Genomic DNA, 24,019 nt, shown 5'->3' with positions numbered 1-24,019 from the left:
GCATCTACCGGCTTCGCGCTAACAAAAACCGCCACCAACGCGGTGGTGTTGGGGTGGGGGGGGGTGGTGTTTTTTTCTTTTTGTTGATACCAACCCGAATCGCCACTCACGACCACCTGTACCGAGCGGCGCCAGGCCAGCGTTGTCAGAGCAGGGAAGTGACCGTCGAAACCGCTTCGTCGACGGTCACGGTCCGCTGCTCGCGCGTGGCGAGACTGCGGACGGTCACGTTCCCGGCGTCCCAGTCCTCCTGGCCGACGATGACCACGGCCCGCGCCCCGGCCTTGTCGGCCCGGGTGAGTTCCTTGCCCAGCTTGCGGAGTTCGATGGGCGTGGACGTCCGCAGACCGGCCTTGCGCAGTCGCCCGGCGACGTCGCGGGCGGCGTCGGTGAGCTCTTCGACCACCGGGATCACCACGACATCGGCTTCGCTGCGCGGTTTCGGCGTCAGTTCGTGGGTGTCGAGGAAGTCGATCAGCGTGACGTCACCCATGCCGAAACCGATCCCGGGGATCTGCTGCGACGTGAACATCGACGCCAGGTCGCTGTACCGCCCGCCACCGAAGAGGGCCCGTCGGTTCTCCGGCGAGGTGTCGAAGACCTCGAACACGGTCGAGGTGTAGTACGCGAGCCCGCGCACGATCATCGGATCGAATTTGATCAGGTCCGCGGCGCCACTGTTCAGCACCTTGACCAGGTTCGAGTTCTCCTTGACCTGCTCCGGAAGCTCGTCGAGGAGCGCGGTGCCGGACGAGAGGATCTCGGTCAGCTTCTCGAACTGCTTGTCGGTCAGGCCCGCTTCGGCCGCGGTGTCGCTCAGCTTCGTGCGGTCCGACTTCTCCCAGCGGTCCACCAGGGTGAACACCTGGGGCAGCTGCTCGGGTGTCACCCCGACGATGTCGGTGAGCGCCGAAGAGAGCAGGTTCCGGTCGTTGGCCCGCACCTGGAACATGTCCGGGGTCGCCCCGAGCGCGCCCATCATGTCGTGGACGAGCTCGAAGATCTCGATCTCGGCGTTCGCGCTGTCCGAACCGAAGATGTCCGCGTTGATCTGCCAGTGCTCGCGGACCCGGCCCCGTTGCGGCCGCTCGTAGCGGTGGCAGTTCGGGTGGCTGTACCAGCGCACCGGGAACTGCAGCGACTTCGCGTTGCCCGCGATCATCCTGGCGACCGAAGGGGTCATCTCCGGGCGCAGCGCCAGCCGCTCGCCGCCCTTGGTGGTCAGCGTGTAGAGCTGCTGGTCCGCGATCTCCTGCCCGGACTTCCGCTCGTAGATCTCGGCGGGTTCGAGGATCGGCCCGTCATAGCGGAGGAAGCCGCGGAGTTCGAGCACGTCGTAGAGATGGCCGAACACCTGCGTCCGGACGGACATCTCGGCGGGCAGGAAGTCGCGGGTCCCCTTGACGGGGGCTGTCGGCAGGTATTCAGGCACGTCAGCAAGCTTAACGAGCCGCCTCCAGTGGTTTTGTCAGGGGAAGGCCACGCCGTACGCGGTGGTCAGTATCGCCGCTCCGAGCAGGACGGCTCCGGCGCTGGTGACCCGCCCGCCGAGGTTGCCCTTTCCCGGCAGCAGGTGCAGGAAGAAGCCGCCGGACTGGGCGAGGACGCCGAACAGCAGCAGGAAGCACACGATCCACCGCGCGGTGACCGAAAGCCCGGTCTGCCCGAGGATCTGCAGCGCGACCAGCGCCAGTACCAGCAGGACACCGGCGTGGGCGTGGCCGGCGCGGAACATCGCGCGTTGGTGTTCGGTCAGTTTCCGGTCGCGCATGACGCCCATCAGCGCGTAGCCGCCGTACATCACCGTCGGCAAGGAAACGAGCGCGATGACCGTGAACAGCCTGATCGGGCCTTCCATGGTTCTTCCCTTCGTGGGGTGGGAGCGAAGGCAACGATAACACTGTTTTAAAACGCTGTCACCAAAGTGGGCGTCCCGCTTTCGGGAATCAGGGACGGGAGCCGCGAGCGAGGACCAGGCGGACGTTCCGCAGGGCGGACAGATCGGCGAGCGGATCGCCGTCGACGACCAGGACGTCGGCGCTCAGACCGGGAGCGAGCCGTCCGGTGACGTCGCCGAGGCCGAGTCCGGCGGCACTGTCCTCGGTCGCGATCTCCAGGATCCGGCGACGGCCGAACCCCAGCCATTCGTAGAGTTCGAGTGCGCCGACGGGGTCGTCGAAGACCGAACCGGGCAGTCCGGCGTCCGTCCCCGACAGCAGCGGGACACCCAGTTCCTCCAGCCAGGTGAGCCGTCCGTAGACGTTCTTCGCGAGGTCCTCGCCCATGCGCTCGGCCAGCATCCGCCAGTTGCGGCTGCTGGTCGAACACGCCGCGATGCCCTCGGCGGCCATCCGCTTCGCGACGTTTTCGCGCCTGTCCTGCCGTTGAGGCCCGGTCATCCAGGTGCAGTGCTCGATCGTGCGGACCCCGGCTTCGACCGACGCTTCGATCGCGTCGGCGCCATGGGCGTGCGCGGCGACCGGGAGGCCGTGGCGCGCCGCGTGGCCGACGATCAGGCGGAGCGCGCGGACGTCGAACTGGGACTCCCACATGTCCGCGCCGCCTTCGGTGATCTGGCCACCGCTGGCCATCACCTTGACGACGTCGGCGCCCGCGGCCGCGTTCGCGTCGATCAATTCGCGGATGGCGTCGTCGTCGCCGACCTCGCCGCCGAAGAAATGGCAGTGTCCACCTGGGACGGTCAGCGGGGAGCCCGCGGTCAGCAGCCGCGGGGCCGTCACGCCTTCGGTTTCGAGTTCCGCCCGGACCCGCGCGCCGAGTGCGGCGCGATCGCCGAGGTCCCGCACCGTCGTGACCCCGCTGCGCAGCAGCTGATCCAGGCGTTCCCGCGCGCCCGCGCGCAAGGCGGTGTCGTCGCTCGCCAGGAAGTTCGGGAGCATTTCGCGGGTGGCGTCGAACGCCAGGTGCACGTGGGCGTTGAACAGGCCGGGCATCAGCGTCGCGCCGGGGAAGTCGAGTTTCTCGGCCTCCGGTGAGGCCTGTGCGGTGACTTCGGCGCGCGGGCCCGCCGCGAGGATCCGGTCGCCGTCGACGAGCACGGCGCCGTCTTCGACCGGGGTGCCCGGACGCGGCAGGATCCGGCTCGCCGTCAGCAAAAGCTGCAAGGTCATGCCCCGTTCCTCGCCACCGCGGCCGAAAGCGCGAGCAACGGCCGCACGTCGGATTCGATGTCCGCGCCGCCGCCGGGGAGCACGAGTTTCGCCCGTCCGTCGGTCTCTTCACCCGCGGCTTGCCTGGCGATCGCCGTCTTCAGTGCCTCCGCCGCCGCCAGCGGGTCGTCGACGGCGAGCGCGGTGAGGTCGGTTTCCAGGTACGGGCTCAGCTGCACGAGTCCGTCACGGATCTCGATCACGCGGCGGTAGTAGTGGCGGTGGACCGTGCGCGGGCGCCAGCGCTCCCACCGCCTTTGCGGCGTGCTCCGGAGCACGATGTTCGGATAGACCTCGGCCAGCGCGGTCCACAAGGGGGTGAGCCGTTCGTGGTGGAGCCGATGCTGGCGACGGCGGCGCAGCGCGGCGAACCGGGCGCGGGCGCCGGGATAGGTGATCCCCGCGAGGAAGAGCACGATCCCGAGGATCACCAGCGGGACGGCGACGACGAGCAGAATCGGGATCGACGGCCCGAACGCCCAGGCGATCACGATGTAGAGCGCGCGGAAGACGCTGCCCGCCGACAGGCAGATCAGCCCGGCGGCGCTGAGCTTCAACCCGGTCCGCAGATGCCGGTCCGCGGTGCGGATGTACCGGAAGATCCACCAGGCGCAGGCGGCGAGGCCGTAGATCAGGTACAGCCCGGCCCCGAGGTAGAACAGCGCGACGCCGGGCTCGTGCACGAGCTTCGGGCTCAGCGCGAGCCCGCGTGCCTCCGGCGGGGTGATGGCCATGGCGACCAGCATCAGCGCGATCGCGCCGGACAGCGGGACCAGTTCGAACAGGACCCGTCGTGGCCTGCGCGGCCCCAGCGCGGAGCCGAGGAAGACGAGCAACAGCGCGCACACCCCGAAGGCGAGCAGGATGTTGTTGACCAGGCGTCCGGTGCCCTTGCCGGTCAGCCCGTCGAGCCAGCCGGAGATCACCTTCTGCTGGGCGAGGAAGGAACCGGCGACACAGACGATCGTGACGGTGATCGCCCAGTTCGGGAGCACCCGCGGCGCCCGGTACGTCTGGTAGATCCGCCAGGCGAGCGCGGTCGCGAACAGCGCCATCGCCACGATGTTGACGGGAGAGAACAGCGCGTTCACAGCCACCCTTGATGGTCGCCCAGCGCGCCTTGGACGCGGCGGACGTCATCGTCGTCGGCGCGACGGGGGATCGTGTAGTTCAAGACCGACGCCCATTCGAGGATGATCGTCGCCACGGTCTCGGCTTCCCATTCGTGCGCCTCATCGTAGGAGGTGCGGCGTAACGCGCGATGGACGGCGTCGCCGTCGAGGCCCGGTGCCGGGCCGCGCAGGAAGTCGGCGGGTTGGGCGTCGCCGCCGGGGTGGTGATCGGCGAGCATATGCCCGAGTTCGTGCAGGATGATGTGATCCTGATGGGACTTCGTGGTCTCCTGCTGGAAGAAGATGTAGTCCGCGGAGCCGGTCGCGATCCAGCAGCCGAACGGGCCGGGCACCTCCAGCGGATACGGCATCAGCCGGATCGGCCTGCCCCGCTGATCGCCGAGCCGCTCACAGAGCACGCCGACGTCGAGCGGCGGTTCGATGTCGAGCTTGTTCAGCATCTTCCGGCAGCGTTTGCGGAGCTCGCGTTCCTTCATCGGTTTTCGCCAGGATGCTCGCGTTCGGCGGCGCGTTCGTATCGTTCGACGAGTTCCAGCAGGTCCATGACCTGACGACGGCCCTGCGGCGAAAGCTCCTGCGCGCGCATGGCCATGAGCTTCGCTTCCCCGGCTGGTTGGGGTTCCTGGTCGTCGAAGAAGTAGGTGACGGGGACGCCGAAGAGCCTCGCGAGAGCCTCGACGTAGTGGATCTTCGGATTGACCCGCTTGCCGGTGGCGAGCTGCTGGAGATACGCGGGCGACATCGCGGGGCCACCCGCGCGGTCGATCGCCGCGGACAGCTCGCGATAACTGTGCGGGGCACCCTCGTCGGCGCGCACCGAATCGATCAGCGCGCTGAGTTTCTCGGCGAAGGTCTGGTGCGGCGACATGACCCCCCGTTCATTTCATCGTCCCGTTCCGTAGTGGGAGTGTAACGCGATCCGGCCTGTCCGCAGCTGTTGACAGCGCCTGTATGCAGTGGTTTACAGTTGTCAAGCGGTTTCGGACCGTGCCCGGCCTCTCTCTCCGGAATCCGTGCCCTGGGGGTGCACGGAGTACGGAGCGAGAGGCGTTTTCCCCGGTGGGTGCACAAGATCGTGCTGGGTGTAGTACGCTTTGGTGGTCAAGGTCGATCGCCGTCACGGCGAACCCTTGACCTAGGCCTGTTGCCGGAGGTCGACCCCCAGGGCTTCCGGTGACAGGCCCCTTACTTTTCCGGGGCGTTCCGAGTGTCTCGCCGGGCGAGACAGCACTGACACATATAGAGCGCATTCAGCGGACTGAATGCGTCAGGTCATCACTGTGGCCGCGAGAGTGCCACCCAGTTCGAAACAAGCCTCCAGATCCTCTTTGCCTGGTTCGCCGGTGACGAGGACCGGGGAAGCGGCACGTTCCCAGCCGAGGCCGGTGGTGATGCTCTCGATCCCGCGCACGGTTCCCGCGGTGTCGTTGTTGCCGTGCACGAAGAAACCGAACGGTCGTCCCCGCGTGGAATCCAGGCACGGGTAATAGACGGTGTCGAAGAAGTGCTTCAGCGCCCCCGACATGTAACCGAGGTTCGCCGGGGTGCCGAGCAGATAGCCGTCGGCTTCGAGGACGTCGGGCACGGTCGCGGCCAGCGCCGGACGGCGCACCACGTCGACGCCCTCGATGTCCGGATGCTTCGCGCCGGAGAGCACGGCTTCGAACATCGCCTGCGTCGAGGGCGACGGCGTGTGGTGCACGATCAGCAGCTTCGCCATGGACCGATCCTCAGGCCAGCCGGGACTCGATGTCGGCACGGACCGCGGCCAGCCGGGTTTCGGCGGTGGCGCGTGCTCCGGCGAGGTCGCCGGAAACCGGCTGCTTCACCTGGAGGTACGCCTTCAGTTTCGGCTCGGTCCCGGACGGCCTGATCACGACGCGCAGGCCTTCACCGGTCAGGCGGAGGACGTCGGCGCCGGGCAGGAGATCCTCCATCGTGACGTCGGTGCCCGCCACCGACGCCGGGGGAGTGGCGCGCAGACTGGCCATCAGTTTCTCCCGCACCGACAGATCGGTGACCCGCAGTGAGACCTGATCCGTCACATGCACCCCGTGCCGCACGGCCAGTTCGTCGAGGACGTCCAGCAGGCCTCGGCCGGCCGCGCGGAGGGAGGCGGCCAGCCCGGCGGCGAACACGGCGGCGGAGATGCCGTCCTTGTCCCGCACGAAATGGGGGTTCACGCAGAGACCGAGCGCCTCTTCGTAGGCGAACACGAGTCCCTCGCCCGCGCGGACCAGCCACTTGAACCCGGTCAAGGTCTCCGCGTAGCGCGCTCCGAATTCCTTCGCGACCTCGCCGAGCATCGACGACGACACGATCGTCGTGGCCACCAACGGATCTTCAGTGTCCACAGTGGACAGAACGTGCCAGCCGAGCAGGACGCCGGTTTCGTCGCCCCGCAGCATCCGCCACGAACCGTCCCGCTCGCGCACGCCCAGCGCGCATCGGTCGGCGTCGGGGTCGAGCGCGATCGCCAGCTCCGCGTCCACTTCGGACGCCAGCGCGAGCAAAAGGTCCGTCGCGCCCGGTTCCTCCGGGTTCGGGAAGGAGACCGTCGGGAAATCGGGATCCGGGGTGGCCTGCTGGGTCACCTGATGCAGATCGGTGAACCCGGCCCGGTCGAACGCCGCGCGCAGGGTCTCCGCGCCGACGCCGTGCAGCGCCGTCGCGGCGACCTTGATCTCCCGTTCCGCGCCGCGGGGGAGGAGCGCGACCTTGGCGAGGTAGGCGTCCAGGAGCTCGTCGCCCAGTACCTCGGCGCCGGGCGCGCGCGGTACGCCGATCGCGGGAGGAGCGGCTTCGATGGCCTGCTCGATCTGGCCGTCCGACGGGGGGACGATCTGGCCGCCGGTCGCGTCGTAAAGCTTGTAACCGTTGTCCGCGGGCGGATTGTGCGATGCGGTGATCTGGATGCCGGCGACCGCGCCGAGTTCCGGCACGGCGAACGCGAGCACAGGAGTCGGCAGCGGCCGTGGAAGCACCTTCACCGCGAATCCGGCGGCCGTCAGTACTTCGGCGGCGGCCGTGGCGAAGGCCTCCGAACCGTGCCGCGCGTCGCGGCCGACCACCACGACACCACCCGGATGTCCTTGCGCGTTCAGCCAGTCCGCGACCCCGGCGGTCGTCCGGGTCACGACCGCGACGTTCATCCCGTTGGGGCCCGCGCGCACCGGACCGCGCAGCCCGGCGGTGCCGAACTCGAGCGGCCCCGCCATCCGGTCCGCGAGTTCTTCCGCCGCCCCGGCCTCGCCGCCCATCGCGCGGGCGAGGATGTTCTGCAGTTCGACGCGGGAGCCGTCGTCCGGATCATCGGCGATCCAGCGGAAAGCCTGATCCCTGAGCGCCGGGGTCAAGGAAGTCGTCACCGAGCCAGCCTACGGGTACCTTGGAAAAGGTGCGATTGATCTTCACTTCTCTGGTGAGTCATGGTCATCTCTATCCCCTACTACCGCTCGCCGTCGCCGCGCGCGACGCCGGGCACGAAGTACTCTTCGCCACCGGCGAAGACATGCGGCCGGTCGTCGAAAAGGCGGGTGTGGCCACGGAAAGCGCCGGATTCGGGATTCGCGAAGCGTTCGCGTCGCTCCTCGGTCCCGACGTCGATCCCCGTGACCCCACCGCCCCGCCGGAGTCGGTTTATCCCGTGGTCGGGCAAGTGTTCGGAAATGTGCTGCCGCGGCGCTTCGTCGCCGACCTGACGCCGCTCTTGGAGCAGTACCGGCCGGATCTGGTCGTCTACGAAAGCGGCAACCCCGGTGGCGCCATCGCCGCCCATCTCGCCGGGATTCCCGCGATCGGGCACGGTTTCGGCCGGGTTTCGCCGAGCGAGCTCCTCGACCGCATCAACGATCACGTCGAGGAGTACGCGAAAGAGGTCGGCGTCGAAACCGCCAAGCTGCCTTCGTTCGGCGACCCGGTCGTCGACATCTGCCCGGAATCGGTGCAGTCGCCCGATTTCCTGGCCGAGGCGAAACGAATTCCGCTGCGTCCGGTCGGCTGGGCCGAGCCGGGTGACCTCCCGGCAGGCGTGCTGGGGCGCGACAAGAGCCGTCCGCTGATCTACCTGACACTCGGCACCGCCTTCGGTGACGAGGGCGTGCTGAAGCGGGCCATCGCCGGTCTGGCGCGGCTGAAGGCGGACGTCCTGGTCGCCGCGGGGCCCACGGTCGAGCCGGCGCAACTGGGCGAAGTCCCGGGGAACGTGCGTGTCGAGGCGTGGGTACCGCAGACCGAACTCCTGCCGCACGTCGACCTCGTGGTCCACCACGGTGGAAGCGGGACGACGCTGGGGGCTTTCGGCGCGGCTCTGCCCCAGCTGGTGCTTCCACAGGGCGCGGACCAGTTCACGAACGCCGAAGCCGTGGTCGCGGCCGGGGTCGGCGGTCAGCTCATCGGCGCGGAAGGCACCGAGGACGCCATTTTCGAGCAGTCGCGAAAGCTGCTCGCCGACGACGGCGTCCGTGCCGCCGCGCGGAAACTGGCCGACGAGGTCGCCGCGATGCCGTCACCGGCGGAGGTCGCCGCGCGGCTGCCCGAGTTCGCGGGCTGAAGCCTTAGAACCTGTGAAGCGCGTGAAGGCCCCCTTCCCTCTTGAGTGACCCAGCCGAGGGGAGGGGGCCTTCACGCGCGAAAAGGTCAGGCTCGGGCGACGAGTTCCTTGAGGAGGGTGCCCATGCGGGTGGCCGACTGGCGGCCCGCTTCGAGGACCTCCTGGTGGTTCAGGGGTTCCCCGGTCATCCCGGCGGCCAGGTTGGTCACCAGTGAAAGCCCGAAGACCTCGACCCCGGCGGCGCGGGCGGCGATGGCCTCCAGCACCGTGGACATGCCGACGAGGTCGGCACCGAGCGTCCGCAGCATCCGGATCTCCGCCGGAGTCTCGAAATGCGGCCCGGTCAGTCCCGCGTAGACGCCCTCTTCCAGCGACGGGTCGATGGTCCGGGCGATGTCGCGCAGCCGCTTCGAGTACAGATCCGTCAGGTCGACGAAGTTCGCGCCGACGATCGGCGAACGCGCGGTCAGGTTCAGGTGATCGGAGATCAGCACCGGCTGCCCGACGTGGAAGCCCTCACGCAGACCGCCCGCGGCGTTGGTCAGCAGCACCGTCCGCGCGCCCGCCGCCGCGGCGGTCCGCACGTTGTGCACGACCGGGTCGATGCCCTTGCCCTCGTAGAAATGCGTGCGGCCCAGCATGATCAGCGCGCGCTTTTCGCCGACCCGGACCGACCGGACGGTTCCCCCGTGTCCCACCGCGCCCGGCGCGACGAATCCGGGCAGTTCGCCCAGCGGGATCTCCGCCTCGGGCTCCCCGATGACGTCCGCCGCCGGGCGCCAGCCCGAACCGAGCACGACGGCGATGTCGTGCTTCTCGACGCCGGTGCGTTCGGCGATGGCGGCGGCCGCCGCGACCTCGTTCTCACTCATGCCGACGAGCGTATCCGGACAGTTCGCACGAGCAGGAACGCCACCAGCCCGAACGGGGACAGGAAGATCGTCAGCGCCAGGATCGGGCCGGTCACCAGCGGATGGATCCGGTGCTCGCGGGCCTCGAAGTACATCCATCGCGCGATGAACAGGTCGAAGGCGATCAGATGGGCCCAGATCGCGGCCGCCCCGTACGGCGATCCGGTGAACGCGCTGAGCACGTCCAGATCCGGCCTGCTCACCGCCGTCCACAGTTCGCCGAAGTGGGGGATGGCGAGGGCGAAGTACGGCACGAGCGGCAGCAGCGGCACCCATGGCGAGGACAGGATCCGGCGGGTCCACGACCAGCCAGGCAGGAAGATCATCAGCAGCCAGAAGGGCGTGGCGAGGGGGAAGGTCCAGGTGAACAAGGTCTCGACACTCATCGCAGCGATGCCTCCAGCTCCCGGTCCTTCACGGGCCGCCCGATCGCGATTAGCCCGCTAAAGGCGACGCCGGCGACGAGTAGGGCGAAGGCCGTCAGCGTCTGACCGTCGGGGGCGACGATCGACTGGCCGCGCAGGGCCTGCCAGGTGAGCAGGGCGAGCAGGCCCGCGTATCCGGCGCCGGCGATCAGCACCAGGCGTGTCCGGAGGACGCCGTCGCGAAGGCGCGGGTAGCGCGCGGCCAGGACGCCGAGGGCGAGTGCGAGCAGCGGAAGTACCTGAAGGGCGTGCAGACCGATGAAGTGCGGGATCCGCAGGTCGCCACCGACCGTGCTCCAGCCGAGGATCGGCAGGCCGGGGCCACCGTCCGGGAGCCCGACGGTATGCGCCCCGATCATCGCCGAGGTCCCGGTCGCTTCGATCGCGGCCTTTTGCTCGGGGGTGGGGCCGGTCATCAGCGTCGCCAGCGAGATCCCGGCCATGCCGAGGAGCGCGCCGAGCCGGGCCGCCCACGCCGTCGCGCGGTCCGGGGTCCGGCTGAACAGGACCGCGATCGTCAGTACGAGATTGACCAGCCACAGCGTCGCGATCATCCCGCCCATGACCTGGAAGATCACGTTGTCCAGCGGGGTCTCGTTGTTGAAGTGGCTCGCCCGGACGCGAAGGGCTTGGAACACCATCAGCGCGTACTCGGCCGAGAAAATCACGACGAGGGCGTTCGCCAGCCAGTTCGCCGTCCGCCGGAACTTGGGCAGCAGGGAGACGAGCCAGCTCCAGGTGAAGAAGTACAGCGCGCCGGAGACGGCGAATTTGAACGGTTTCGCCCAGAGCGGCGCACCGTGCAGTGTCCTCTGGTCGACGATCAGGGCGAGGACGCACAGCACGGTGATCACCGCGAAGGCCTGGGCCGCTCGATACGAACCCCGGTGCCAGGTGCGGGTTCTCTCATGGAAGTCGGTCAAGATGGTCACGGGTCCCTCCCTGAATAGATAGTCAAGCTCTCCGTTATGGGAAGTTAAGCTATCCATGCTGAGAAGTCTTCAGGGTTGACCCTGAACCGTCCCTGAGATCGGAGCGACAACGCGTGCGAATGGCGGAACTGAGCGACAAAGCCGGGGTTCCGGTCGCCACGATCAAGTACTACCTGCGGGAAGGGCTGGTCCCGCCTGGCGAACGGACGAGCCCCAACCAGGCCCAGTACGGCGACGGGCACGTCCAGCGGATCAAGCTGATCAGGGCACTGATGGACATCGGCGGCCTCTCACTCGCGACGGTCGGCGAGGTGCTGGCCGCGGTCGACGCCGGGAAGGCCAGCCCCCACCGCGTCCTCGGCATCGCGCAGGAAGGCCTCACGAACGCCCGCCAGACCGTCGACGACGAAAGCCGGGAATGGGCGCTCGCCACCGTCCGTGACCTCGCCGGGCGCCGCGGCTGGCCCTGCAAGGACCCCGACGATCCGATCATCCAGGCCCTGGTCGGCGTCCTGTGCGCCATCCGGGACGTCGGGCACGGCTGGTACCTCGACAAACTCGACGACTACGCCGAGGTCGCCGACCGGACCGCCGACCTCGACCTCCAGGGCATCGCCGGGGTCGAGTCGCTGGAGCGGATCATCGAGATCGCCGTCGTGGAGACCGTGCTCGGTGACAGACTGCTTTCCGCGCTGCGGAGGCTGGCGCAGCAGCGTGCCTCGAAGGAGCATTTCGCCCGGCTCGCCGTCGACAGCGAGTCGGGTTCGTAGGGTGGTTCCCCACCCGGACCGCGCCGGCAACCTGCACAAGCCCCACACGCGCCGTCGCTTCGCGGAAGGACCTAGCCGTCGACGGTAAGTGACTGCGCGACCGGCTCGAAGATCGCCGTCTTCGCCGACGACTCCTGCTCGATCGGCGCGGTCACCGACACGATCCACAGGTCCGTGCCCGCGCCGAACAGATCCATGAACGTCGTGCGCCTGATGGTGTCGTTCGTGGCGTCCCTGGTCGCGCCGGCGGAGCGTTCGGTCGTCCGGTAGACGTACCGCATGCTCTCCGTCCCCCGGCCGGGCACGGTGCCGGGTTCACCGACGAGCGAGAGTTCCGGATGCTGCGACTTCAGCCAGCTGAAGTAGGCGGGCGGCGGGGTCTCGGACAGGAAACCGCCGAGCCGCTCGACCCGGATGACCTGACGGCCGTCGGGTGAGACGTACTGGACCACCGTGCTCGCCAAACCCTTGGTGACGTGCGGTGCGACGAACTTCTTCCAGCCCTCCGGCACGCCGATGGTGAACCGGCCCCCTTTGAGGCCGTTCACGATGCTGGCGTCACCCTGCTGCGTGATCAGCTTCGGTGGCGGCTGGGGAACGATCGTGTCGCCCTGTTCCAGCGCGGCAGGCGGCCGCAGATCCTCTCCGCCGACGGCCCTGGCCAGGACGAACCCACCGGCCGCCGCCAGGAGGAACACGACGATCGACGCGAGCGCCAGCACCACCGTGACCGCCGTCGACCGGCCGGGCGGACGCGGCACCGCCGGCGTGACCGTCGGCATCGGCGCCAGTTCGGCAGGTGGTTCCGAAAAGCGGGGTTCCGCGGCGGGCTCGGACGGGCGCAGGAACGGCAGTGGCCCGGGGTCGGCGGCGAGTTCGGAACTCGTGCCCTCCGACGGCTTCTCGGGCGTGACTGTCTTGATCACCTGGGTGTCGGTCGCGTCCAGATGCGCGGTGGTCTTCTTGCCGTCGGGCGTGTGGAACAGCTCGGACGGGAAGAGGTCGATCAGTGTCTTGGCCTGCAACGGGTACAGGCGGCGCCGCACCTCGCGCAGCGTGATCCGCTTCGACGGCTCCTTCTTCATGAGCGCGCCGATGACGTCGGACAGCGGACCGGGGCCGGGCTTCGGCACCTTCCCGTTGACGACCTTCCCGACGGTTTCGAGCGGGTCGCCGTCGGCGTCGTAGGGCGGCGAGCCCTCGACGGCGGCGAACAGCGTCGCGCCGAGACCCCACAGGTCGGCGGCGGGGACGACCGCGCCGCCGGAGGCGACCTCGGGCGCGATGTAGGCGGGGGAGCCCAGCATCATCCCGGTGCGGGTCATGGTGGCTTCGGAGACGTTGCGGGCGATCCCGAAGTCGGTGAGCTTGATGCGGCCGTCGCCTGCGACCAGGACGTTCCCCGGTTTGACGTCACGGTGGGTGATCCCGGCGGCGTGCGCGGCTTCGAGCGCGGAAGCCACCGCGATGCCGACCGCCGCCGCCTGCTCGACCGTCAGCGGCCCGTGGTCGCGCAGGATATGCGCGAGGCTGCGTGACGGCAGCAGTTCCATGACCACGAACGGTTCGTCGTTCTCGCGCGCGACGTCGTGCAGGATGATCACGTTCGGGTGACTCAGGACGGCGATCGCGCGGGCCTCGCGCAGGGTCCGCTCACGCAGTTCGTCGGCCTGCGAAGCCGGGACGCCGGGCGGTAGCCGCACTTCCTTGACCGCGACCGGGCGGTGCAGGAACTCGTCGTAGGCCGACCAGACGGTGCCCATCGACCCCGATCCGATGACCGAGCGCAACCGATATCGCCCGGCGACGACACGCTTCTCTTCGCCGGGGCTCTCGCTGGACTCGGTGGGGTCGGACGGCACGGCCCCAATTGTGTCGTATGCCCCCGTGGCGGGCTTATGCGCCGTGCCCTGTCGGAGTGAACGGGGCCACCCCTTGGCGCGACTAGCGTCACAGGTAGGGGCTGTTAGGGGCCGTTAGCATCGTGGGTTATGACGGAAGTGGCCGGAACGGAGTCAGTGCCGACCCCAGCTGAGCCCGCTGAGCCCGACGACCTGGTGCTCGCGGCGGAGTTCCCGGAAGCGAGCCGGGAGCAGTGGCGGGAGCTCGTCGCCGGGGTGCTGCGCAAAAGCGGCGCGATCGACGAGGCGTTCGACGGGCTGCCCGAAAGCAAGCTCGTCACCCGGACGTATGACGGCCTGGAGATCCAGCCGCTTTACACCGCCGAGGACACGGTCGAGGGGACCGGCTTCCCCGGCCTTCCGCCGTTCGTGCGAAGCGCCCGCCCCGAAGGTTCGGTGACGACGGGGTGGGACATCCGCGCCCGCTACGCCCGCCGTGACGCCAAGGTCACGAACACCGCCATCCTCGCCGACCTCGAAGGCGGCGTCAGCTCGATCTGGTTGCGCGCGGGCGCGGGCGGGGTGCCCGTGACCGAGCTGGCCGACGCGCTGAACGAGGTCTACGTCGACCTCGCGCCTGTCACCCTCGACGCGGGCGAAGAGTGCGAAGCCGCGGCCACCGCGTTGTTCGAGATCTTCGCCGAACGCGAGATCCCGGCGAGCGCGGTCACCGCGACCCTCGGCGCAGACCCGATCGGGCTGACCGCGCGCACCGGTTCGGCGCATCCGCTCGCTCCCGCCGCCCAGCTGGCGGCCCGGGTCGCGAAGAGTCACCCGAAGGTGCGGACGATCGTGGCCGACGGCCTGCCGTTCCACGAAGCGGGCGGCTCGGACGCGCAGGAACTCGGCGCGGCCATCGCGGCGGGTGTCGCTTATCTGCGCGCGCTCACCGAAGCGGGCCTGGACGTCGACACCGCGGCCGGACAGCTCGAATTCCGGCTCGCCGCCACGGCCGACCAGTTCCTCACGATCGCCAAGTTCCGCGCCGCGCGGCGCTTGTGGGCCAGGGTCACCGAGGTCTCCGGCGGCAAGGCTTCCGGTATGCGGCAGCACGCGGTCACCTCGCCCGCGATGCTGACCCAGCGCGATCCGTGGGTGAACATGCTGCGCACGACGGTCGCCTGCTTCGGCGCCGGGGTCGGCGGCGCGGACGCGATCACCGTGCTCCCGTTCGACGCCGCGATCGGCCAGCCGGACGCGTTCTCCGCGCGGATCGCGCGCAACACGCACGCCGTCCTGCTGGAGGAGTCCAAACTCGCCGGGGTCATCGACCCGGCCGGTGGCTCCTGGTACGTCGAGAACCTCACCGACGAACTGGCCAAGGCCGCCTGGCGCGAGTTCACCGCCATCGAAGCGGCGGGCGGGATCGAGGCCGAACTGACCTCGGGCGCGCTCGCGGGACGGCTCGCGGAGACCTGGGAGAAGCGGTCGAAGCGGCTCGCGACGCGGCGCGATCCGATCACCGGCGTGAGCGAATTCCCCAACCTGACCGAAAAAGCGGTCGTTCGCGACCCGGTCGAAGCCCTCCCGGACGGCGGCCTGCCGCGGCACCGGTACGCCGAGGCCTTCGAAGCCCTGCGGGACCGGGCGGACGCGCATCCCAGCCGTCCCCGCGTCTTCCTCGCCACCCTCGGCCCGGTCGCGGCGCACACCGCGCGGGCGAGTTTCGCGGCGAATCTCTTCCAGGCGGGCGGGATCGAAGCCGTCAACCCCGGCGCCCCCGAGGACGTCGTCGCGGAATTCCGCGCCAGTGGGACGAAGGTCGCCTGCCTCTGCGGAAGCAACACCTCCTACGCGGAAGAAGCCGACAGCGTCGCGAAGGCGTTGAAGGAAGCAGGAGCCACGACAGTGCTTCTCGCCGGGAAGCCCGGCGACCACCCGGACGTCACGGGCTACCTCTACACGGGCTGCGACGCCTTGGAAATCCTGACCGGCACGTTGAACGAGCTCGGAGTGCAGTGATGACCATCCCGAACTTCTCCGGAATCGAGCTGGGATCGCCCGACCCGGCGGACCGTCCTCAGTGGACCGAAGCCCTGCATGCCGCCACCGGCAAGGGACCCGACGCGCTCACCTGGGAGACGCCGGAGGGCATCGGCGTCAAACCGGTCTACACCGCCGACGATCTGTCCGGAGTGGACTTCCTCGGGACGTATCCGGGTATCGCGCCGTACCTGCGCGGCCCGTATCCGACGATGTACGTCAACCAGCCGTGGACCATCCGCCAGTACGCGGGTTTCTCCACCGCCGAGGAATCGAACGCCTTCTACCGCCGCAACCTCGCCGCCGGGCAGAAGGGCCTTTCGGTCGCCTTCGACCTCGCGACGCACCGCGGCTACGACTCGGACCACCCTCGCGTCGCCGGTGACGTCGGCATGGCGGGCGTCGCGATCGACTCGATCTACGACATGCGCCAGCTCTTCGACGGCATCCCGCTCGACAGGATGAGCGTCTCGATGACCATGAACGGCGCCGTCCTGCCGGTGCTCGCGCTCTACGTCGTCGCGGCCGAGGAACAGGGTGTCACGCCGGACAAGCTGGCCGGGACCATCCAGAACGACATCCTCAAGGAGTTCATGGTCCGCAACACCTACATCTACCCGCCGCAGCCGTCGATGCGGATCATTTCGGACATCTTCTCGTTCACCTCGCGGAACATGCCGAAGTACAACTCGATCTCCATCTCCGGCTACCACATGCAGGAGGCCGGGGCGACCGCCGATCTGGAGCTGGCGTACACGCTCGCGGACGGCGTCGAGTACATCCGCGCCGGGGTCGAGGCAGGGCTGGACGTCGACAAGTTCGCGCCACGCCTGTCCTTCTTCTGGGCGATCGGCATGAACTTCTTCATGGAGGTCGCGAAACTCCGCGCGGCACGACTCCTGTGGGCGAAGCTGGTGAAGGGTTTCGAGCCCAAGAGTTCCAAGTCGTTGAGCCTGCGGACGCATTCGCAGACCTCGGGCTGGTCGCTGACCGCGCAGGACGTCTACAACAACGTCGTCCGCACCTGTGTCGAGGCGATGGCGGCGACCCAGGGCCATACGCAGTCGTTGCACACCAACGCTCTCGACGAGGCGCTCGCGCTGCCGACGGACTTCTCCGCCCGCATCGCGCGCAACACGCAGCTGCTGCTGCAGCAGGAATCCGGCACCACGCGCGTGATCGACCCGTGGGGCGGCAGCGCGTTCGTCGAGAAGCTGACCTACGACCTCGCCCGCAAGGCGTGGGGGCACATCACCGAGGTCGAGCAGGCGGGCGGCATGGCCAAGGCGATCGACGCGGGCATCCCGAAGCTGCGCATCGAGGAGGCCGCCGCGCGGACCCAGGCGCGGATCGACTCCGGCCGCCAGCCGGTGATCGGGGTCAACAAGTACCAGGTCACCGACGACGAGCAGATCGACGTGCTCAAGGTCGACAACGCCGGCGTGCGCGCGCAGCAGCTGGAGAAACTGCGGCGGCTGCGCGAAGAGCGGGACGAGGACGCGACGCAGGATGCGCTGCGACGGCTCACGGCCGGTGCGCAGGCCGACGGCAACCTGCTCGCGCTGGCCATCGACGCCGCCAGGGCGAAGGCCACCGTCGGGGAGATCTCCGACGCGCTGGAGAAGATCTGGGGGCGCCACTCCGGCCAGATTCGTACCATCTCCGGTGTGTACCGCGAGGAGGTCGGCAAGGCCGAGAACGTCGAGCAGGCGCGTGAGCTGGTCGAGAGTTTCGCCCAGGAGGAGGGCCGCCGCCCCCGGATCCTGGTCGCGAAGATGGGCCAGGACGGCCATGACCGCGGCCAGAAGGTGATCGCGACCGGCTTCGCCGACATCGGTTTCGACGTCGACGTCGGCCCGCTGTTCTCCACCCCCGGCGAGGTCGCGCGGCAGGCGATCGAGGCCGACGTGCACGTGATCGGCGTTTCGTCGCTGGCGGCCGGGCACCTTTCGCTGGTCCCCGCGCTGCGCGCCGAACTCGCCGAACAGGGCCGCGAGGACATCATCGTCGTGGTCGGCGGCGTCATCCCGCCGCAGGACTACGAGGAACTGCGCGCGGCGGGCGCGGCGGCGATCTTCGGGCCCGGCACGGTCATCGCCGAGGCGGCGATCGACCTCATCGGGCAGCTGACCGCTCAGGAGTCCTGAGTCTTGCCGCGCAAGATCGACGTCGAGGCACTGGCGAAGGGTGTCCTCGCGGGTGACAGGGGCTTGCTCTCGCGGGCGATCACGCTGGTCGAGTCGAACCGCGAGGACCACCGGGCGCAGGCACAGGAGCTGCTCGTCGAGCTGCTCCCGCACGCGGGCGGCGCGCGACGCGTCGGCATCACCGGCGTGCCCGGTGTCGGCAAGTCGACCTTCATCGACCAGCTCGGCACGGATCTGACCGAGGCCGGGCACCAGGTGGCCGTTCTGGCCGTCGACCCGTCCTCGACGCGGACCGGCGGTTCGATCCTCGGCGACAAGACCAGGATGGCGCGGCTCGCGGTGGACCCGAAGGCGTTCATCCGTCCTTCGCCGACCTCGGGGACTCTTGGCGGTGTTGCGCGGGCGACCCGCGAAACGATCGTGCTGATGGAAGCGGCCGGATACGACATCGTGCTGGTCGAGACCGTCGGCGTCGGGCAGTCCGAGGTGACCGTGGCGAACATGGTCGACTGCTTCCTGTTCCTGACGCTGGCCAGGACCGGCGACCAGTTGCAGGGCATCAAGAAGGGTGTCCTCGAACTGGCCGACGTCATCGCGGTCAACAAGGCCGACGGCGACCACGAACGAGAAGCGAAGCGCGCGGCCCGCGAACTCTCCGGGGCCCTGCGGATGATCTACGGACGCGACGCCGAGTGGACCCCGCCGGTGCTGACGTGCAGCGCGCTCACCGACGTCGGCCTGGACGAGGTGTGGGCCGCGATCGGCCGTCACCGTGACGTTCTGCTCGCGTCCGGCGAACTGGACGAACGGCGACGGCGGCAACAGGTGGAGTGGACCTGGTCCATGGTCCGGGAACAGCTGCTCGGAAACCTCGCCGCGCATCCGGACGTGCGAGCGGTCGTTCCGGACGTCGAACGGGCGGTCCGGGCCGGTGAACTGACCCCGACACTGGCCGCCCAGCGGATCTTGGCGGCGTTTTCCGGTCCTCCGCGTGGCGGCTGACGCGGGAACGCGGCAGAGTGCAGAATCGGATTCGCGCTCTGTCGACGAAAGGGAGTCATGCCGAAAAGGTCTCGTCTCGGACAGCTGGCCGGGCTGATCGCCGCCGGGCTGGTCGTCTGCGCCCCGGCCGCGCAGGCCGCGCCGCTCCCGGCCACGTCGTCGGTGATCACGCAGGCAGCGGCGGTGCACGTGGTGCCGTCGCAGACGCAGCCGGGACCGGTGCTCGACCCCGCCGAGACCGACAAGGCCAACAGCCAGGAGACCAAGAACAAGGTCATCGCGGGCATCGTCGCGGCGGTGCTGCTCGGGCTCGTGATCCTCGGTCGCCGTACCCGCTCCAAGAAGAAGAAGTCCTGAACCGCTACCGGTAAGTAGTAGAGCTCTCCGCTTAGTCCGGGCTGAACTCCTCGTAGCCGTTCAACGCAGATCCACTACCGGCCGTCTAGGGCTCGATCACTCGACGAGCGGCTTGTCATCTGCATGGTGCACGATCTACCGCAAATGCGAATCACAGATCGATCGGCACCCAGCGTGTCTTCAGTGACCACTCGTACGGTGGTAGACGAAGGCAACTGTGTTGCGGGAGGAGGTGCGGCGTGACGGTGCTCGATTCACGTCCGGACATTCCAGGCGACCCCGAGGGTCGCGTCGTTGCCCCTATAGAGGCGCCCACCGCGCTCATCTCCGAAACCGGCGTCAGCATGGCACCTGTGCATGATCTGGGTGCCGGCCGTGGCCCCTTCTGGCTCGACGACTGGCTCCGCGCGAACGCCACCGACGTCCTCGCGTGGCGCCGGCACATCCACGCGCACCCGGAGCTCTCCCGGCACGAGTTCGCCACGACCGAAATGGTCATGTCACTGCTCCGCTCGGTCGGGCTCAAGCCCTGGGTCCTCCCCGGCGGCACCGGTGTCGTCTGTGACATCGGGAGCGAAGACGCCGGTGGTGGCCGTTGTGTCGCGCTGCGCGCCGACATGGACGCCCTGCCGCTGACCGAGGCCACCGGGCTCCCGTACGCCTCCAAGACCGACGGCGCCGCGCATATGTGCGGGCACGACGCCCACACCGCGATCCTGCTCGGCGCGGCGCGGGCGCTGGCGGGCGCGCCGGAACTGCCCGGCCGGATCCGGCTGATCTTCCAGCCCGCCGAGGAGGTCATGCCCGGCGGTGCGCTGGACATGATCGCCGCGGGCGCGTTGGAAGGCGTCGAGCGGATCTACGGGCTGCACGTCGACCCGCGGCTCGAGGTCGGCAAGGTCGGCTTGCGCGAGGGCGCGCTGACGTCGGCCGCGGACATCATCGAACTGCGGCTCACCTCGCCGGGCGGCCACACCTCGCGGCCGCATCTGACCGCCGACCTGGTGCACGCGCTCGGCACGGTGATCACGTCGCTGCCCGCGGTGCTGTCGCGGCGCGTCGACCCGCGTTCCGGGACCGTGCTGGTCTGGGGCGCGGTGCACGCCGGACAGGCCGCGAACGCCGTCCCGCAGGACGGGGTGCTCCGCGGCACGCTCCGGACGGCGGACCACGAGGTCTGGACGATGCTGGAGCCGCTCGTCGCGGCTTCGGTGGAGTCGCTGCTCGCGCCGACCGGTGTCGGCTTCTCGCTCGACTACCGCCGCGGCGTCCCGCCGGTCGTCTCCGACGCGGAATCGACCGCGCTGATGCGTGCCGGTGTCGAAGCCGCGCTGGGCGAGAGCGCCGTGGCCGAGACGCAGCAGTCGTCCGGTGGCGAGGACTTCGGGTGGTACCTGGAGCACGTCCAGGGCGCCTTCGCGCGGCTCGGTGTGTGGCCCGGTGAAGGCCCGATGGCCGACATCCACCGCCCGACCTTCACCCTCGACGAGCGTGCCCTCCTGTGCGGTGTCCGCACGCTGGTCCACACCGCGCTGGCCACCCTGGCCTGACCTCCACCCCATCACGCGTGTTCTCCGTCTGATCACGCGTGATCTCCGCCTGGTCACAGGTGTTCGCCACTTCCGGTGTCGAACACCTGTCCACAGGGTTTTCCACAACCCATGGAGTTATCCACAGGTTGTGGAAAGGGGCTTTCCAGGGGCGCCGGAACCGGCGACTCTCGAGGTCATGATCGACTGGGGAGGACGACATGGGGCGGTCTCGCGTAGTGAGGCCGACAGGGTGCTGGGACGCCGGATGGTCCTCGAAGGACTGGCCACGGGTGTCCTCGCACAGCCGTGGCGGGGAGTCGTCATCCATGCCGCCGATTCGCTCAAATTGACCACGCGGGCGCAGGCCGCGCTGCTCGTGGTTGAGCAACCTGCTGCTTTGTCAGGAGCTACATCCCTTGCGCTACATGGGATATCGGCTGTGGACGACACGAGCATCCACGTGACGGTGCCCTCCTCGCGACGGAACAAGCCGAAGCCAGGTTTGGTCATCCACCACGCCGATTTCCAGCCTTCGGACATCGTCGAACTCGACGGGCTCGCGACGTTCTCCTTGGATCTGGCGCTGGCCGATTTTCTCTGCGACGGTGACAAGCGAACCGCGTTCGCCGCGTTGGACGAGGCGATGCACGGGCTTGCGCCAGACCATGTCCGGGCCCTGCGTGAGAACGTCCGGGACCGAATCATGGACCGCCGCGACCGGCGAGGTATCCACAGGGCTCTCCTGCTGCTCGACCTGGCTACCGGCAAGGCGGAATCCCCGCCGGAAAGCATCCTTCGGCTGATCGTCGTCGAGGCAGGATTCCCCATACCGGAAGTGCAGTACGAGATCACCACGATCGAGGGTCGCAAGCTGTACGTACTCGACATGGCGTGGCCGTCGAGGCGGATCGCGCTGGAGTACGACGGCTTCGCATCTCACGAGGGGCGCCACGACTATGACTCCGAGCGAGACGCACGGATGGCTGGACGGGGGTGGATCACGATCCGGGCGTCGGCGGCGGACCTGCGTGATCCCCAACGTGTCTTGGCCGAGCTGGCCAGGGCGTTCGAAAGGCGCGCAGTCGCGTGATCGGGTGGACGTCACGCGTGATTGAGCGGAGAGCTCGCGTGATCAGGCGGAGAACTCGCCGGTCAGCCGGTGATGCCCCGGCAAGGGCGGGTCCGGAGCGCTTCGACGTAGTCCGCCGGGGCGCCCGCGGCTTCGGCGGCGTCGGCGAGAACGCCGAGGTAGCGGGCCGAGGGGAGGCCGCCTTCGTAGGCGTCCAGGACGTACAGCCACGGCAGGACGGACCCGTCCATGGTCTGTACCCGCAGCCGGATCTTGGTGTGCACGCCGAGCTCGCCGCCTTCCCAGCGGTCGAGGCCGTCCTCGTCCAGCGGGGTGACGTCGTACAGCACCACGAAGACCCGGGAACCGGGGTCTTCGACGATGGTCGCCAGCGCGCCTTCCCAGCCGATGTCCTCGCCGCCGAAGGTCAGTCTCCAGCCCTCCAGCCAGCCGGTGCCGGCCATGGGCGAGTGAGGAGCGCGCTCCAACATCTGGGCGGGCTCCATATTGGATCCATACGCGGCATACAACGGCACGCCCACAGCCTAGCGACCCGGCGGTCACCCGGCTGGACGCACATGCCGTGTCCGGCCACTCAATCCGCCCAGCGGTCGCCCGCGTACGGTAAACGCAGTCACAGACACCGCTAAGAGGAGGAGACCAGTGACCAAGATCGTGATCATGGGCGGAGGCCCCGCCGGTTACGAAGCGGCACTGGTCGCGGCTCAGCACGGAGCCGACGTCACGATCGTCGAACGCGACGGTCTCGGCGGCGCGTGCGTGCTCTACGACTGTGTCCCGTCGAAGACTTTCATCGCCTCCTCCGGGGCTCTCGCGAACATGCACGACCTTCGCGAACTCGGGATCAACACCGACATGGCCGACACGAGTGTCGACCTGCCGACCGTCCACGGCCGCGTCAAGGGACTCGCGCTCGCGCAGTCCGCCGACATCCGCGCCCGGGTGCAGCGTGAGGGTGTCCGCGTCGTCATCGGCCAGGGCCGTTTCGACGACGAAGAGACCGGCCTCGCCACCCACAAGGTCGCCGTCACCGCCCCCGACGGCTCCGTCGAGGTGCTCGACGCCGACGTCGTCCTCATCTCGACCGGCGCCACCCCGCGTGTGCTGCCCGGTGCGGTGCCGGACGGCGAGCGCATCCTCGACTGGCGTCAGCTCTACGACCTCCGCGAGCTGCCCGAGCACCTGGCCGTCATCGGTTCGGGTGTCACCGGTGCCGAGTTCGCCTCGGCCTACACCGAGATGGGCGTCAAGGTCACCGTCGTGTCCAGCCGTGACCGCGTGCTCCCGCACGAGGACGCCGACGCCGCCGCCGTACTCGAAGAGGTCTTCTCGCAGCGCGGCACCACGGTCGTCAAGCACGCGCGCGCCGACAAGGTCGAGCGCACCGAAAAGGGCGTCGAGATCCACCTCGCCGACGGCCGCGTGATCGAAGCCAGCCACGCGCTGATGACCGTCGGTTCCGTGCCCAACACCGCCGACATCGGCCTGGAGAAGGTCGGCATCGAGCCGGGCCCCGGCGGGTTCATCGGGGTCGACCGCGTTTCCCGCACCAGCGCGCCCGGCATCTACGCCGCCGGCGACTGCACCGGTGTGCTGATGCTCGCCTCGGTGGCCAGCATGCAGGGCCGTATCGCGATGTGGCACGCGCTCGGCGAAGGTGTCGCGCCGATCAAGCTCAAGACCGTCGCCGCCAACGTGTTCACCCACCCCGAGATCGCGACCGTCGGCATCAGCCAGCAGGCGATCGACTCGGGCGAGGTGCCCGCCCGCACCATCATGCTCCCGCTCGCGACGAACGCCCGCGCGAAGATGGAAGGTCTGCGACGCGGTTTCGTGAAGCTGTTCTGCCGCCCCGCCACCGGCGTGGTCGTCGGTGGGGTGGTCGTGGCGCCGACGGCGAGCGAACTCATCCTTCCCATCGCGCTCGCCGTCCAGAACCAGCTCACAGTGGAACACCTGGCACTGACATTTTCGGTGTACCCGTCGCTCTCGGGGTCGATCACCGAGGCGGGCCGCCAGCTCATGCGCCACGACGACTTGGACTGATCTTCGCCGGGGGAAGCAACCCCGTCGGGGGTGCCCGCGTCTAGCGCGTGTCAGAGTTTCGTTGACAG

Annotated in this window: 22 protein-coding genes; 9 read left to right on the top strand and 13 right to left on the bottom strand. The window is 68.9% G+C overall.

Going from position 1 to position 24,019, the window contains the following annotated elements; translation table 11 throughout:
- Positions 1–145: 145 nt before the first annotated feature.
- The 8 genes from hisS to ACZ5ZX_RS39400 form a co-directional block, all read right to left on the bottom strand.
- A complete protein-coding gene (gene hisS, locus ACZ5ZX_RS39435; protein ID WP_465507098.1) occupies positions 146–1,432 on the bottom strand; it encodes a histidine--tRNA ligase in 1,287 nt (428 codons plus the stop codon).
- A gap of 36 nt (positions 1,433–1,468) precedes the next feature.
- Positions 1,469–1,858 (bottom strand): hypothetical protein, encoded by a 390-nt coding sequence (locus ACZ5ZX_RS39430; RefSeq protein WP_465507097.1) that lies wholly within the window; start codon positions 1,856–1,858, stop codon positions 1,469–1,471.
- A gap of 88 nt (positions 1,859–1,946) precedes the next feature.
- Positions 1,947–3,131, bottom strand: a complete 1,185-nt coding sequence (locus ACZ5ZX_RS39425) for an amidohydrolase family protein (RefSeq protein ID WP_465507096.1) — start codon at positions 3,129–3,131, stop codon at positions 1,947–1,949.
- A complete protein-coding gene (locus ACZ5ZX_RS39420) occupies positions 3,128–4,261 on the bottom strand; it encodes an MAB_1171c family putative transporter (protein ID WP_465507095.1) in 1,134 nt (377 codons plus the stop codon). The genes ACZ5ZX_RS39425 and ACZ5ZX_RS39420 overlap by 4 nt, the downstream gene beginning before the upstream one ends.
- The gene (locus ACZ5ZX_RS39415; protein WP_465507094.1) at positions 4,258–4,779 is read right to left on the bottom strand and encodes a hypothetical protein; all 522 of its coding nucleotides are present in this window, start codon (positions 4,777–4,779) and stop codon (positions 4,258–4,260) included. Before ACZ5ZX_RS39415 ends, ACZ5ZX_RS39420 begins: the two co-directional genes overlap by 4 nt.
- Positions 4,776–5,171, bottom strand: a complete 396-nt coding sequence (locus tag ACZ5ZX_RS39410) for a helix-turn-helix domain-containing protein (RefSeq protein WP_465507093.1) — start codon at positions 5,169–5,171, stop codon at positions 4,776–4,778. The genes ACZ5ZX_RS39415 and ACZ5ZX_RS39410 overlap by 4 nt, the downstream gene beginning before the upstream one ends.
- Before the next feature lie 399 nt (positions 5,172–5,570).
- Positions 5,571–6,023, bottom strand: coding sequence for a flavodoxin family protein (locus ACZ5ZX_RS39405; protein ID WP_465507092.1), 453 nt, complete (start codon positions 6,021–6,023; stop codon positions 5,571–5,573).
- 10 nt (positions 6,024–6,033) lie between these two features.
- Entirely contained in the window at positions 6,034–7,671 is a 1,638-nt protein-coding gene (locus ACZ5ZX_RS39400) for a phospho-sugar mutase (RefSeq protein WP_465507091.1), read from the bottom strand.
- Positions 7,672–7,700: 29 nt separating this feature from the next.
- Here ACZ5ZX_RS39400 and ACZ5ZX_RS39395 point away from each other — a divergent pair, with 29 nt between their 5' ends.
- Positions 7,701–8,855, top strand: coding sequence for a glycosyltransferase (locus tag ACZ5ZX_RS39395; RefSeq protein WP_465507090.1), 1,155 nt, complete (start codon positions 7,701–7,703; stop codon positions 8,853–8,855).
- Positions 8,856–8,941: 86 nt separating this feature from the next.
- On the opposite strand, the gene ACZ5ZX_RS39390 is transcribed toward ACZ5ZX_RS39395, so the two are convergent.
- Genes ACZ5ZX_RS39390 through ACZ5ZX_RS39380 form a run of 3 tightly spaced genes read right to left on the bottom strand, consistent with a single transcriptional unit; the run spans position 8,942 to position 11,123 of the window.
- Complete coding sequence (locus ACZ5ZX_RS39390) at positions 8,942–9,727, bottom strand: purine-nucleoside phosphorylase (RefSeq protein ID WP_465507089.1); 786 nt, start codon at positions 9,725–9,727, stop codon at positions 8,942–8,944.
- The gene (locus ACZ5ZX_RS39385) at positions 9,724–10,152 is read right to left on the bottom strand and encodes an ABA4-like family protein (protein WP_465507088.1); all 429 of its coding nucleotides are present in this window, start codon (positions 10,150–10,152) and stop codon (positions 9,724–9,726) included. Before ACZ5ZX_RS39385 ends, ACZ5ZX_RS39390 begins: the two co-directional genes overlap by 4 nt.
- The gene (locus tag ACZ5ZX_RS39380; protein ID WP_465507087.1) at positions 10,149–11,123 is read right to left on the bottom strand and encodes a hypothetical protein; all 975 of its coding nucleotides are present in this window, start codon (positions 11,121–11,123) and stop codon (positions 10,149–10,151) included. Before ACZ5ZX_RS39380 ends, ACZ5ZX_RS39385 begins: the two co-directional genes overlap by 4 nt.
- A gap of 119 nt (positions 11,124–11,242) precedes the next feature.
- On the opposite strand from ACZ5ZX_RS39380, the gene ACZ5ZX_RS39375 reads away from it, so the two are divergent.
- Positions 11,243–11,893, top strand: coding sequence for a MerR family transcriptional regulator (locus tag ACZ5ZX_RS39375; protein WP_465507086.1), 651 nt, complete (start codon positions 11,243–11,245; stop codon positions 11,891–11,893).
- 71 nt (positions 11,894–11,964) lie between these two features.
- Here ACZ5ZX_RS39375 and ACZ5ZX_RS39370 read toward each other — a convergent pair whose 3' ends face one another.
- A complete protein-coding gene (locus ACZ5ZX_RS39370; protein ID WP_465507085.1) occupies positions 11,965–13,755 on the bottom strand; it encodes a serine/threonine-protein kinase in 1,791 nt (596 codons plus the stop codon).
- A gap of 129 nt (positions 13,756–13,884) precedes the next feature.
- Between ACZ5ZX_RS39370 and ACZ5ZX_RS39365 the strand changes: the two genes are divergently transcribed.
- The 6 genes from ACZ5ZX_RS39365 to ACZ5ZX_RS39340 all read left to right on the top strand — a co-directional run bounded on the left by ACZ5ZX_RS39365 (position 13,885) and on the right by ACZ5ZX_RS39340 (position 21,905).
- Positions 13,885–15,756: a methylmalonyl-CoA mutase family protein gene (locus ACZ5ZX_RS39365; protein ID WP_465507084.1), complete on the top strand. Its 1,872-nt coding sequence runs from the start codon at positions 13,885–13,887 to the stop codon at positions 15,754–15,756.
- Positions 15,756–17,924 (top strand): methylmalonyl-CoA mutase, encoded by a 2,169-nt coding sequence (gene scpA, locus ACZ5ZX_RS39360; RefSeq protein WP_465507083.1) that lies wholly within the window; start codon positions 15,756–15,758, stop codon positions 17,922–17,924. The genes ACZ5ZX_RS39365 and scpA overlap by 1 nt, the downstream gene beginning before the upstream one ends.
- A gap of 3 nt (positions 17,925–17,927) precedes the next feature.
- On the top strand, positions 17,928–18,926 hold the full coding sequence (meaB, locus tag ACZ5ZX_RS39355) for a methylmalonyl Co-A mutase-associated GTPase MeaB (RefSeq protein ID WP_465507082.1): 999 nt from the start codon (positions 17,928–17,930) through the stop codon (positions 18,924–18,926).
- Between the two features lie 57 nt (positions 18,927–18,983).
- A complete protein-coding gene (locus ACZ5ZX_RS39350) occupies positions 18,984–19,283 on the top strand; it encodes a hypothetical protein (RefSeq protein ID WP_465507081.1) in 300 nt (99 codons plus the stop codon).
- Positions 19,284–19,522: 239 nt separating this feature from the next.
- Complete coding sequence (locus ACZ5ZX_RS39345; RefSeq protein ID WP_465507080.1) at positions 19,523–20,833, top strand: amidohydrolase; 1,311 nt, start codon at positions 19,523–19,525, stop codon at positions 20,831–20,833.
- A gap of 178 nt (positions 20,834–21,011) precedes the next feature.
- The gene (locus ACZ5ZX_RS39340; RefSeq protein WP_465507079.1) at positions 21,012–21,905 is read left to right on the top strand and encodes an endonuclease domain-containing protein; all 894 of its coding nucleotides are present in this window, start codon (positions 21,012–21,014) and stop codon (positions 21,903–21,905) included.
- Between the two features lie 62 nt (positions 21,906–21,967).
- On the opposite strand, the gene ACZ5ZX_RS39335 is transcribed toward ACZ5ZX_RS39340, so the two are convergent.
- Positions 21,968–22,420: a gamma-glutamylcyclotransferase gene (locus ACZ5ZX_RS39335; protein WP_208616241.1), complete on the bottom strand. Its 453-nt coding sequence runs from the start codon at positions 22,418–22,420 to the stop codon at positions 21,968–21,970.
- Positions 22,421–22,547: 127 nt separating this feature from the next.
- Here ACZ5ZX_RS39335 and ACZ5ZX_RS39330 point away from each other — a divergent pair, with 127 nt between their 5' ends.
- Positions 22,548–23,951 (top strand): NAD(P)H-quinone dehydrogenase, encoded by a 1,404-nt coding sequence (locus ACZ5ZX_RS39330; RefSeq protein ID WP_465507078.1) that lies wholly within the window; start codon positions 22,548–22,550, stop codon positions 23,949–23,951.
- Positions 23,952–24,019 lie beyond the last annotated feature (68 nt).

The organism is Amycolatopsis sp. NPDC033938, assembly GCF_055575975.1.
This window is presented reverse-complemented; position numbering and strand designations above follow the sequence as displayed.

Excerpts from the sequence above, each read along its gene's own strand:
- ACZ5ZX_RS39430 (WP_465507097.1), bottom strand. The coding sequence starts at position 1,858 with ATGGAAGGCCCGATCAGGCTGTTCACGGTCATCGCGCTCGTTTCCTTG.
- ACZ5ZX_RS39425 (WP_465507096.1), bottom strand. The coding sequence starts at position 3,131 with ATGACCTTGCAGCTTTTGCTGACGGCGAGCCGGATCCTGCCGCGTCCG.
- ACZ5ZX_RS39415 (WP_465507094.1), bottom strand. The coding sequence starts at position 4,779 with ATGAAGGAACGCGAGCTCCGCAAACGCTGCCGGAAGATGCTGAACAAG.
- ACZ5ZX_RS39410 (WP_465507093.1), bottom strand. The coding sequence starts at position 5,171 with ATGTCGCCGCACCAGACCTTCGCCGAGAAACTCAGCGCGCTGATCGAT.
- ACZ5ZX_RS39405 (WP_465507092.1), bottom strand. The coding sequence starts at position 6,023 with ATGGCGAAGCTGCTGATCGTGCACCACACGCCGTCGCCCTCGACGCAG.
- ACZ5ZX_RS39390 (WP_465507089.1), bottom strand. The coding sequence starts at position 9,727 with ATGAGTGAGAACGAGGTCGCGGCGGCCGCCGCCATCGCCGAACGCACC.
- ACZ5ZX_RS39385 (WP_465507088.1), bottom strand. The coding sequence starts at position 10,152 with ATGAGTGTCGAGACCTTGTTCACCTGGACCTTCCCCCTCGCCACGCCC.
- ACZ5ZX_RS39375 (WP_465507086.1), top strand. The coding sequence starts at position 11,243 with ATGGCGGAACTGAGCGACAAAGCCGGGGTTCCGGTCGCCACGATCAAG.
- ACZ5ZX_RS39365 (WP_465507084.1), top strand. The coding sequence starts at position 13,885 with ATGACGGAAGTGGCCGGAACGGAGTCAGTGCCGACCCCAGCTGAGCCC.
- scpA (WP_465507083.1), top strand. The coding sequence starts at position 15,756 with ATGACCATCCCGAACTTCTCCGGAATCGAGCTGGGATCGCCCGACCCG.
- ACZ5ZX_RS39350 (WP_465507081.1), top strand. The coding sequence starts at position 18,984 with ATGCCGAAAAGGTCTCGTCTCGGACAGCTGGCCGGGCTGATCGCCGCC.
- ACZ5ZX_RS39340 (WP_465507079.1), top strand. The coding sequence starts at position 21,012 with ATGATCGACTGGGGAGGACGACATGGGGCGGTCTCGCGTAGTGAGGCC.